This window comes from Bifidobacterium jacchi (genome assembly GCF_009078285.1).
Lineage (GTDB): Bacteria > Actinomycetota > Actinomycetes > Actinomycetales > Bifidobacteriaceae > Bifidobacterium > Bifidobacterium jacchi.
Genome location: NZ_RQSP01000005.1, coordinates 24,064 through 36,152, shown reverse-complemented (window position 1 = coordinate 36,152; position 12,089 = coordinate 24,064). Strand labels below are relative to the sequence as shown.

Annotated in this window: 6 protein-coding genes; 3 read left to right on the top strand and 3 right to left on the bottom strand. The window is 61.2% G+C overall.

Annotated features, from left to right (window positions below):
- Nucleotides 1-292 precede the first annotated feature (292 nt).
- The 3 genes from EHS19_RS02515 to EHS19_RS02505 all read right to left on the bottom strand — a co-directional run bounded on the left by EHS19_RS02515 (nucleotide 293) and on the right by EHS19_RS02505 (nucleotide 3,718).
- A complete protein-coding gene (locus EHS19_RS02515; RefSeq protein WP_151916238.1) occupies nucleotides 293-1,000 on the bottom strand; it encodes a zinc ribbon domain-containing protein in 708 nt (235 codons plus the stop codon).
- Nucleotides 1,001-1,235: 235 nt separating this feature from the next.
- The gene (locus EHS19_RS02510; protein WP_175578256.1) at nucleotides 1,236-1,814 is read right to left on the bottom strand and encodes a zinc ribbon domain-containing protein; all 579 of its coding nucleotides are present in this window, start codon (nucleotides 1,812-1,814) and stop codon (nucleotides 1,236-1,238) included.
- 80 nt (nucleotides 1,815-1,894) lie between these two features.
- The gene (locus EHS19_RS02505) at nucleotides 1,895-3,718 is read right to left on the bottom strand and encodes a hypothetical protein (RefSeq protein WP_175578255.1); all 1,824 of its coding nucleotides are present in this window, start codon (nucleotides 3,716-3,718) and stop codon (nucleotides 1,895-1,897) included.
- A gap of 1,048 nt (nucleotides 3,719-4,766) precedes the next feature.
- On the opposite strand from EHS19_RS02505, the gene EHS19_RS02500 reads away from it, so the two are divergent.
- The 3 genes from EHS19_RS02500 to EHS19_RS02490 all read left to right on the top strand — a co-directional run bounded on the left by EHS19_RS02500 (nucleotide 4,767) and on the right by EHS19_RS02490 (nucleotide 10,636).
- The gene (locus EHS19_RS02500) at nucleotides 4,767-8,375 is read left to right on the top strand and encodes a M1 family aminopeptidase (RefSeq protein WP_151916235.1); all 3,609 of its coding nucleotides are present in this window, start codon (nucleotides 4,767-4,769) and stop codon (nucleotides 8,373-8,375) included.
- A 218-nt stretch (nucleotides 8,376-8,593) separates the two neighbouring features.
- Nucleotides 8,594-9,418, top strand: coding sequence for an acetolactate decarboxylase (budA, locus tag EHS19_RS02495; protein ID WP_241677036.1), 825 nt, complete (start codon nucleotides 8,594-8,596; stop codon nucleotides 9,416-9,418).
- Nucleotides 9,419-9,640: 222 nt separating this feature from the next.
- Nucleotides 9,641-10,636, top strand: coding sequence for a YwiC-like family protein (locus EHS19_RS02490; RefSeq protein ID WP_151916233.1), 996 nt, complete (start codon nucleotides 9,641-9,643; stop codon nucleotides 10,634-10,636).
- Nucleotides 10,637-12,089 lie beyond the last annotated feature (1,453 nt).

Genomic DNA, 12,089 nt, shown 5'->3' with positions numbered 1-12,089 from the left:
GAAGCACACCGTGCTTCCGCCTTCACGGCTCCGCAGGCGTGTCGCGCTGCGCCAACTCGCCAGATTCTCGATGTTCGGATGCCCATGAGAGCATCCGACACTACTCAGCGATCGAAATTCGGGAAAAGAACGGGAATCTCCCGAATAATGTTCACTGAGGACGGCTCAGCGATCATTATTCGGGAGATCAACCCACAATTCCCGAAAAACGCTCGCTACACCCTACTCGCTACGCCCTACCATGGCCTGGGCTGGTATGGCAATTCCACTCAATCATTTGCGAGACAACCCATTAGAACAGCGCTGTTCTGGAGATGACGGTATACAGGGTTGAACCGTTGTAATACCAACTGTACGTGTATGGGCCGGAGACGCCGACCTGCATGCCATCGGACATGCTGGTCTCACCGAATCTGGACATTAGATCATCCGGCACGCCGAGTTCGTTGAACACGCAGTCCGGAATCCCAGATGTCGTCAAGCCCAGCGTCCGATGGTCAATCACCATCGCACTCGCTTCATAGTCCCCGTTCTGTGCATATGGCTCAACTACGGCATTTGTCATGCCGTCAGGCAATTGCGTATCCGCAGCCAACGTCGTGCTCGTATAACCGCACGCACTGAGGGCATTCGTCAATGCGCTATTCGCAATGGACGTCAGCACACCGAACACGATAAGCGCGACCGCGATCGGAGCGGCTATGGCGGCGGCGATACCGAGCTTCATCTCCTTCGACATCGGCTGTCTGACGGCGACCAAAGTTGGCGCGGCGGCACTGGCAACACCAGTCGTGGCAGCACCGACAACGCCACCACCGAAGGCCGAGGCCGCAGCCGCGCCGCCTACCGGCGCACTCCCCGAAGTCGCGCTCCCGGCAGTTGCACTCCCCACAGCCGCACTCGGCACCGCATCTGTAGATGCCACGGCAGTGCCGCATCTGTCGCAGAACACCTGATCGGGTTGAAGCACAGCTCCGCAATGATGGCAATACATGGCCATACTCCCTTTCCTATATATATGGTTGGTTATCTATGTTGGTTATCTATGGCTGATCAATGCCGGGAACCGCCGGTTGGGAGCCCCCGATCCGCCCCTCGAACCGACAACGGACATTGGCGAAACCCAGAATCGCCGCCGGCATGGCAGAGTCAGCACAGCAATACAACAGCAATACAGCAGCGCAGCAGCACACGCGGCAGCACCACGGCAGCAGCATCACGGCAGCACGCGGCAGTCATCCCTCCTTACCGCTGACGCACAGCAATATGCCGCTGGTAATGCTGCAGAACAGCAGATCAAGCACAGCGAACGTTGTCGTGTTCGGATTCCTGCCAGAGTAGATCCCCCACGAATACACGGTCATCGGCACCCTCCACGCCAATGACACCAACAGGATAAAACCCAGAGGACTTACGGCGAGCATGCTCAGCCCGATCAGTCCCGCGATCGACACAAGCACGATATTCGTGATGGCCGCAATCAGGCGCAGGATGCTGTCCTTCTCGGAATGCACGTATCCTCGAGGCTGAAACGGCGGCGCGGCGGCCTGCGGAGCCACCGGCACATATTGCACATACTGCGCCGGCTGCACAGGCTGCATGCCTCCCTGCGGCGCGGCGGCTGCGAGAGCACTCAGCCGAGTGCCGCAATGCAGACAGAACACCTGCCCGTCGATCGTCGCCTTGCTGCCGCACTGCGGGCAATACCCGGCCAACGGTTGCGAGATCGGCGCTGACAGAGCCAGCTTCGCTCCGCACACAGTGCAGAACTCGGCATCCTGAGCGTACTGCGCTCCACATTTGCTGCAATACATGGTCTTTCCTTTCGTTGATGCTTCCGTTGATGCGTTCGTCGATGCTTCCATCCGACAATTGCGACCGCGATGGCCGTCATTCAGTTCTTCTGATCATCGGACTGCAGATAGTAGGCATTCGCATCCGCCGGATCATTGAGAGTCCCCACCGCTCCACCGAATACGGGGATCAACAGGAACGGACGGCTGGCATCCGGCGGGACGAAATCGCCCCTGCACTCGAGGTAGCACATCTCCGACTCCAGCGCCGCCACGTTCACGCCTTTGGGAAAATACATGACCCGCACCGGCCGGGCCGTGATATCGGAGGAAGGAAGGTCATCGCAGACCGAACCGCTGCCGTAGATACATTGCAACTCATCCTCCGGTCCTAGGAACAGCAGTCCAAGGCCGCGTTTGTACAGGTAGTCGTTGCCATGCTGATCGGCGGCCACCGGGGAGAGTTCTGATGAATCCTGCTTGCTCTGCAACGGATTGAACGACGAGTCGGCGGCCACGGTGATGGTTCCCGATTCGCTGATATGGACGCAGGAGCCACCTTTGGTGCAGTAGTCGCCGGCGATCGAGCGATACGATCCATCCGACGTCGCGGCGAGAATATCGCCCAGCGCATAGTCGTCACGGGACTTGAGCTTCGTCGACTTGACGAGTTGTTCCAGGGAAGTGTTCTGATCCTGTATCTCGCTCACTGTCTGAAGAATCTCCGCGACACCGGCATTGCGGGGGTCTGCGCAGGAGTAGACACTCACCCCCTGCAACCGACTCGACTGCAACGTCTTCAGCGCTTTCTCGTTGCCGACGTCGTGGACGCTGACATAACTCGCCCATGAGGCGTCAGACACGGTCCCCCACAGATCATCCAACGATTGGCTGCAGGAATCAGCCGCCGCCGCAAGTGCACTGCGCTGCGACGGCACGGTGTACACGCAGGTGGCGAGCGACAGTGCGAAAGCCGCCAACGAGCAGATCATCGACATGCCGAAGCGCGCGGCGATGGCGAGCGGACGAGCGGACGAGGGGGTGGAAACCAGCACGTCGTCGGCTTCATAAGCATCCTCAGCGCCACCAGCGCCATCATCACCAGTACCGCCAACGCCGTCAGCGCCATCAGTGCCATCAGTGCCATCAGCAGCACCACCATCGGAATCACTGCCGATGCCATCAATGACCGCGCGAATCGCATCCCAATCGACATCCAGCGCCTTTGCATCGCCAAACATCGGATAATGAACCGGCGACGCGGCTGCAATCATCACATCGCCGAACGATCCCGCCGATTTCACCGATCCAGCAGATTCCACCGATCCCACCGATGCAGACGAAACCGTCGCCGCACCACTGGAACCAGCACCGGCACCAGCGCCAGAACCACCGCCAGAACCACCGCCAGAACCAGCAGGGACAGCAGCAGCAGCGTCGGCAAAAGCGAGCACCCTCGCAGCGTATGCACGATTGCGCAAACCCGGTGGAAGTCGCTCCTCCAGCGGTCGGATCGCCATGCTGATCCGGTCGCGCTGACGTCTGAAACGCGCTCGATCCGTCAAATCCCGCATCAGCGGACCACGTCGACGAATCTGGCGCACGACCATTGTCACGACGGCAATCAGCAGCAGCGATGCAACCGCCAACGCGATCCATCCCGCGACGGCGAGGGCATCCAGCGTCGATGCCGACGCGTTGTCGTTGACCATGCCCAGCATGCCACCGGCTGCGACCAAAGCGAGCAGCGAGAGCACGCCAAACGTCCGCAGCCATGCCACGCCACGGTTCCAACGCTGTTCGGTTCGATCCGCCGCCGCAACCGCTTCGTCGCATGCGCCCATCGCGTCATAGGCGTCGCGCAGCGTCTCCATCATGCGACGCGCGGTCGCATCATCCACACCGATCACCCGTTCGGTCGGCACGGACGCCGGCGTCCGCCGCGATGCAACGCGGGAATCCACAGAGGATGCCGCGGTGTGAGACTGCGGCACTGGCTGCACTGCCGGTTGCGGAACCGGCTGCGCAACCACACCGATCACGGGCGATGCGGCCGTGGCGGGCGCGGACCGCACATCCGCAGAGTTCGCGACGTTGGAAGATGCGGCACGAGACCGAACAGCCGCCAGCGATCTGCCGCACTTCGGACAGAACCGTGGATCATATGCCGCTATACGAAATCCGCAATATGGGCAAAACATCGATGTTCCCCCTCTATTCAAGCCCTAGGGAAAGGCTACCCCCCCCCCGCTGGACAATGCCGCGTCAACACCACTCAGATAATGACGAGACAGATCACACGGGTTCCAGAGACCGTCGCAACCCCGGAACGCCGCCGGCAACGTGCACCACGGCCGGCATCGCGCGCGGGGCGCGACATAATCGGCTATCAGATTTAGCGATATCGAAACGGCCCGTCGCCGCCGACTAACGCGATAGGATGTGAATCAACTTGGAAGAGGCATAAGGAAGGGTGAAGCCGAATCCGAGCACAACATCATCAATCACAACCAACCAACAACTCAACAAGCAACAACTCAACAAGAACAACACAAACAACAGCAACACATAACAAAACGGGCGATTCGCCAACGGTCAAATTACGCGAATCGCCCTTGGATATCCGAGCAAGGACACCCATAAAGCAGTGTAGCACCATGCGTCAGCGACGCATGACGGCATCATCGCGACATGCAAGCCGCGGCTGGTTCGCCTAGCCTGCTGCATCAGAAGTTCGTGGACGAAACGACTACCCCTCAGACCCGCTCCGCGGGCCAGCTCCCCTGATAAGGGGAGCCAAAGATAATCCACGAACTACTGACACAGCAGACTGGCGACTACCCTCGGCCCCGCTCCGAAAGCCAGATCTGCGGAAAAGAGCGACGAGAGCAAGTCAGCGAATTGCCGATACAGAGCGCTATGGGGTCCTTCCAATCAACGATGCATCAGACATCGCCAAGGAGAGGAGCCCTCATGAGAGGATTCAGCAGACCGGGAGCCGCGCGACACGCGGCAACCGCAAAAGCGACCACCATCACCTTCACATCCATCGCGGCCACCGCGCTCGCCGTGACCTTGGGGCTGACATCGGCGGCCATCATCCAGCCGACCGCGAGCGCCCAGACGCTTGGCCCGCAGACCCAGCAGACACCGGCGACGAACAACGGCGCCAACGCGAACAACAGCACCACCAAGGCGACCGCGAATCAGCAGCGCACCGAGCTTGACTGGTTCGCCGACGAATACAAGCTGCCGGCGGGCCACGTCTTTGAATCGGTGACGTGGGAGCGGCTGCAGTATCTGCTTGGATACAAGGCGGAGAACGGCAGCTACAACACCAACATCGACAATCCCGACTATCCGGGCGGCTCGTTCGCGATCGTATTCGGCGGACCGGAGAACAAAAGCTCCCAGGCCGCACTGCCGCTGATCAACGAGGTCGCCAAGGCCAAGGGCGTGAGCAAGGTCTATCATTTCGATCCCAAGCTTGACGGCGACCGTCTCGACATCACCGATCCCAGCCTCGATCAGGCGTGGACCACGCTGTGGTCGTATCCGCAGAACAGCAGCGGCATCAAGGAGCGGCTGAAGAACATCGATCCGAACTATACGTCCGACTCCACGTATCTGTTCATCTACAACAAGGCCAACGCCGACAAGCCGGTTCTGGCCGGCAAGGTCTCCACCGCCACGAGCTTCGACGAGGCCGGCAGGAAAGCGTATGAGAAGGAGATCGGCAGCGTGTTCGACGCGGCCGGACTCAAGGCGGACGGCAAGGCGAACACCGCGGTCTACTCCCACATCGACTACTATCAGTCGCGCATCAACAACGTGCCCGCCACCAAGGAGGCCGGCGTAGGCATTCCGGACAGCGCCAAGAAGGACTTCACCGTGCAGACGGTGACCTACCCGGAGCTGATCCACCTGCTCAACAGCGAGGGCGACTTCACCATCCTGTTCGGCGGCACCTGGTGCCCGTACACCACGCCGACCATCAACACCGCCAACACGGCAGCGTTGAAGAACGGCGTGAAGAAGATCTACCAGTTCGACTTCAAGCTCGACGGCAACAGCTCCAACCGCTACATCCGCGACACGACGCGCAGCCACGGATTCGGCTACCTGTACGGCAGGATCGTCAACGACTATCTGAAGAACCTTTCCGACACCAAGGACAAGCTGCTTCCCAACGTCGTCTACAATCCGGACGGCAATGCGAGCAACGGCGAGAAGGAGGCCGCCAAGATCGGCGTGCCGTTCTTCATCGAATACAACAAGGATCACAAGGATGCCAACGGCAAGTCCGCGCCCGTCGTCAACGAATGGGAGGGATACGATCCGTTCGGCGACTACAACTACGGCTACGCATGGTATCAGGCCGAGCATCTCAAGGAATTCCTCGCCAAGCCCGATGTGCGCGTGCGCGAACTCGGTCGTCCGGTCGATCCGAGCGTCGACAACGTGCTGCGCGACACCGATCGCGAGGACGGACTCAACAGCGCCACGCTCGCCATTCCAGGTCTCGACGACTTCTTCGCGAACGTGACCGCGCACCGGGCGGAGGGCACCCGCGACATCTGGGCCAAGCCGGACGGCACGCCGCGCGCCGCCAACGAGCCGAGCGAAACCGGCGGCTGCGGCACCGGCACCAATCCGATCGACCCCACCGAGGAGAAGAAGATACTGTCGCAGAACGGCAACGACGGGTACGACGTGCAGAACTACAACGTCAGCCTTTCCTATGAGAAGCCGCTCGGCACCACTGCCGGCGGATACCGCGCCGAAACGACCGTGACCGCGAAGGCCACCGAATCGCTCGACAAGGTGGAATTCGATCTGCGCGATCTGAAGATCGACGAGTCCAGCGTGACGGTCAACGACAAGCCGGCCACCGTCAGCCGCGACGATGACAAGACCAAGGACCAGTACAAGATCGTCGTCAAGCCGACCGAGCGCATCGCCTCGGGCAGCACGTTCACGGTGAAGCTCAAGTACTATGCGTTCGCCTCCGCCGACTACAAGTTCGGCGCCGGCACCGTGCAGGGATTCGTGCCCAGCTCCGACAGCGACGGCGCGAGCAGCATCGGCCAGCCCAACGGACCGTCGTTCTGGTTCCCCAGCAACAACAACCTCACCGACCGCGCCACATACGACGTGACGCTGACCGCGCCGAGCTCGCTGACCGGCGTGAGCGTGGGCAACCTCGTCTCGCAGACCTCGCGCGGCACGCTGACCACGCGGCACTGGCAGCAAAAGCAGCAGGTGCTCCCGTACCAGGTGTTCGCCTCGTTCGGCGACTACTACGAGTTCGCGAAGGACGTGAAGATCGGCGAGCGCACGATTCCGCTGCACGCCTACGTGGCCAAGTCGATCTACGATGTTCCGATCAACACCGCGACCGTGTACGATTTCGCGGCGAACATCGACAAGTACGTCGACTGGGCCAGCAGCAAGCTCGGCGACTACCCGTACGATTCGCTCGGATTCGTGTTCGAGAACCTCGACGGCGTGGACTACAACCTGGAGACCGCCGGCCGCCCGTTCTACGCGGGCGTTCCCGACAAGACCACGTTCATCCACGAGCTCATCCACCAGTGGCTCGGCGACTCCACGTCGATCGCCGACTGGAAGGATCTGTGGCTCAACGAGGGCTTCGCCGTGTACCTGTCGAACGACTTCATCGATGAGACCGAGAAGTTCAGCGGCGACATCGACAGCTGGTATCGCGACTGGTTCAAGACGAACAATGATCCGCTGTTCTGGGGCATCGCGCCCGCGAACCCGAAGAACGCCTACAACCTGTTCGGCAACGGCACGTATGGCCGCGGCTCCTACGCGCTGGCGGCGCTGCGCACCAAGGTCGGCGACGACACGTTCTTCAGGATTCTCAAGGGATGGGCGCAGGACAACGCCGGCAAATCCGTCACGACCGACGACTTCGTGAAGGAGGCCGCCAAGGTCAGCGGCGCCGATCTGACCGACTGGTCGAAGACGTGGCTGTACGCCGAGGCCAAGCCTGCCGCATGGCCGGTCGCCGACAAGCCGGCGAATCCCGACAATCCGGGTAACAACGGCGGCAGCAACGGCAACACCGACAATAATTCCGGAAGCAACGGGAACGCCGGCGGCAACACCACCGACGGCAACAATGGCAATGGCAACACCACCGGCGGCAACCAGCAGAGCAACGGGAACAACGGCGGCCAGCAAGGCAACTCCAGCAATGGCGGGAACCAGAACGGGAACAACGGCAACTCGGGCAACAACGGCGGAAACGGCAATACCGGAAGCCAGAATGGGCAGACTGGCAATGCGATCAACGCGCAGCAGCCCGGAAAGACACCGAACGGCAATGGCAACGGTTCCAGCAACGCCGACGGCAGCAACAACGCCGGCAACCAAACCAACGGCAACGGCAATGCGCCGGCAACACTGTCCAGCACCGGCTCCACGTCGATCGTCTCGGTGATCGCCGCCGCGATTCTCGCCGCGGTCGGATTCGCCCTCAACCGCGCATCCAAGGTCTCCAACGCCTCCAAGGCAACCGTCAGCTCGTCGGCTTCACGACATGCAAAGCACTGACGAGGCTGACCAAGGCCGCCAAAGCCAACCAAAGCGCTGGCCAGCCGCCGACCAAGGCACCGACCAACACACCGCGACCAACACACTGGAACAACACGCCGGCAACCCGAGCAACAAGCCCAGGCGACCGGCATAACCCCGGCATGTGACACACATCACGACCACCACGACCGGCCACCCGTTGAATGCGGGTCGGCCGGTCGTTTATTGTGGCGATCGTGACACGATCACTTGCCAAGAACATCCGTCCGATCACCGAACATGACGCGAACGTGCTCTACCAGCACGGCACGCTCGCGCTGCTCGTCCCCGGCCTGCTTGAAGGCACGACCACGCTCGGCGAACTCCTGCGCCACGGCGACACCGGCATCGGCACCGGCGAGGGGCTCGACGGCGAGCTGATCATCCTCGACGGCGTGGCCTACAAGATCGGCTCCAGCGGCGTGGCCGAACAGGTCGACGACGACTTCACCATGCCGTTCGCCAACGTGCATCGCGCGGCATTCCAATACCAATGCGAGCGCGCGGACATCGGCCTCAAGGAACTCAATGATCGCATCGTCGAGGCGAACGGACGCGCGAACACCTTCTTTTCGGTGATCGTGCGCGGCACGTTCAGCTTCATGAAGACGCGCGCGGTCATCAAGCAACAGGCCCCCTACCCCAAGCTCGTGGAGGTGGCCGACCGGCAGGCCATGTTCCTGCGTCACGACGTGCGCGGCACCATGCTCGGCTATTTTTCGCCGGTGATGTTCCACGGTGCCGCGGTGGCCGGCTTCCATGAGCATTTTCTGTCCGACGATCACACGTTCGGCGGCCATGTGCTCGACGGGGTGCTGGAGCGCGGCCGCATCTACAGTCAGGTCTTCGACACGCTGATGCAGCATCTGCCGGTGGACGATCCCGGATACCGCGATCACGATTTCAGCCACGATTCGATCGCAGCGGACATCACCGCAGCGGAGGGCGATCATGCCGGCGACGGCAGCGGCAGCGACGGCGGCACTTCCAACGACGGCAGCCCCTCCGCGGAAGCCGACTGACGGCAGCGACGGCGATGCCGGCAACGCCAGCCGATGCCCGGCGGCCTATCCATGACGGCAGCCAACCGACGGAGGCATCGGCAATCAACCGGCAGCCCATGCCCGGCAGCCGACCGGCGACGCATCGACGCAACCGCGGTGCCTCATTTGAAAGTGAGCGCGAAAGTCGCAACCGGCAGCCCATGCCCGGCAGCCATGCCCGGCAACCTGTACAATCGCGATATGACAGAGCAACTGGATGATCAGCCCACTCATACCGAACCGCATCATGAGCAATCAGCGGATGCGCAGCGTTCCAAGCAATATGTGCAGTCGGTGCATTCATCAGCGCAACCGCATACGCAGCCGTCGCGCCTCCCCAGAAGCGGCAAGGTAGCGCGAATCGGCGCGCATGGCTGGATTCCCGATCAGCCGGGCGCATGGGCGATGGCGCTTATGCCCGCGCTGACCGGATTCCTCGTGCCGCTCATCGGCGGGTGGCCGGCCGTCAATCCGGGGTCGATCATCACGACGATCTGGCTGATCGTGTGCTGGACGTTGTGCTACTGCGTCGAGTTCACCGGGGCGCGCTGGCTCAAGTCGAGATGTGCGGCTCGCTACAGGCCGCCGGTCGTCGGCTATGCGGTCGTTCTGCTGCTGGCCGGGGTGCCGTTCGTGGTGCTGCATCCGGGTATTCTCGCGTGGGCGCCGGCTTACGTGGTGCTGGCCGCGATCGCGGCGTATGCGGCGTGGCGCAGGCGCGAGCGGACGCTGTGGGCGAATGCCGCCGCGGTGGTCGCCTCGTGTCTGATGGTCGATCTGACGTTGTTCTATACGACCGACGCGCCGACCGGCATTCCCACCATCTCATTGCATGGGATGGTGCTGTTTCAATGCTATGCGGCGGTGCAGTTCGGCTCGGTGCTGTTCGTCAAGACGATGATCCGCGAACGCGGGCGGCGAGAGTACCTGGCGGCCTCGTGGGTCTGGCATTTCGGATTGCTGGCGCTATGGGGATACGGCGGCACGCGAGCCTTGGCGGCTGCAGGGTTGCAGACGCAGCGTGGCGGATTGCAGGCCGCGCTGCTGATTGCGCTGGCTGCGCTGCTGCTCGCACGCGCGGTCGCGCTGCCGTTGATCGCACGGCGGCGGCCGGTGCCTCCGATGATCACCGGCATGGTCGAATCGGTGGCAAGTCTGGTGACGTTCTTCTGTCTGATCGCGGTCGGCGCACTCTGACGCGGGCCGGGCAGCCGACTGGTCACCCTTCCCGTAAGGTCACACTTCCCGTAACCGGCCGCGTGCGCGACGCGGGTTCAGTCATCGCTCACAGGGATCGGGGGAACCCTGTGACCTGAACCCTGTGATCACAGCATCATTGTTGCAATATCAAGGATTTCACCGTTTGACCACGGGGAGCACCACGGGGAGCACGGCGCGCCCTGTGACCGAGACTGCGTACCACGCACTGACTATCCCGTACTATTCCGTACGATACCCGCGAAAAAGAGCCCATCAAAAAGAGCCCATCAGCGCTATGTCATGTTCCACCGAAGCGATCGTGTGCACGCAACGTACGTGTAGACATGCTGCAGACGACTCCAGTCCCACCTGAGTCACGCATCGTGTGCATAGCACGTACATTAGGCACAGCTCATCGTGTGCATGGAACTTACATCTACGTGATCGTGTACATGCAACGTACGTGAAACGCCTGATCCAAGCCCGCTCATGTACGTTCCATGCACACAATGGAATACCAACATACGTTCCATGCACACAACGAGTATGGAAGTTCCTCGGTGACCGCCCCGGCACACCCTCCGCTCCTCCGACCCCTCCAACTGCGCGCCGCCCACCGCATCTACGATCACATAGTGGTACGTCTCGAATTGATCGAGTGGTGTTGGCCCCTCTGACGGACCGTTGCCGTGAAGCAAACAGCGGAGCTGTTTGTAGGCAACGTGCGAGCCGACAGGCGAGCCAGCAGACCGCGCGCGCAGCGCGACCATAATTGCAGAACGTGTTGTCAGCTTTGCTGACTGGGGGAGACAGATAGTTGAACCTCTCAATTTTGGAGACCTCTGCTGCTTTCGTGGGCTGGATGGTGGGGCACAATGGTTGGGCACTAAAGAGGAGCGAGCGAGGATCGCTGCTTAGCGCAAGGATTTCTCGGGGAAAACGGGAACTTCGTGGAATCCTTGCGCTGGGACAGGGCTTAGCGCAAAGATTCTACGAACTCAAAGCAAATCCCGAAAAATCCTTGCGCAAAGGAAGCACCAGACAGGAAGCACCAGAGGGGAACGAGAGATGGGCGCTGCTTAGCGCAAGGATTTCTCGGGGAAAACGGCCATCTCGTAAAATCCTTGCGCAAAGAGGGCCGTTAGCGCAAGGATTTCTCGGAAAGAAGGGGAACTTCGTGGAATCCTTGCGCTGGGACAGGGCTTTGCGCAAGGATTCTACGAGTTCAAGGAGGATTCCGAAAAATCCTTGCGCTAAGACGCCACTGAGCGCCACTGATTGCAAGGATTCTACAAACTCAGGGCAATTCCCGAAAAATCCTTGCGCAAAGGAAGCACCAGACAGGAAGCACCAGGAAGCACCAGAGGGCGACGCGAGATGGGCGCTGCTTAGCGCAAGGATTTCTCGGGGAAAACGGCCATCTCGTAGAATCCTTGCGCTAAGGGGGTCG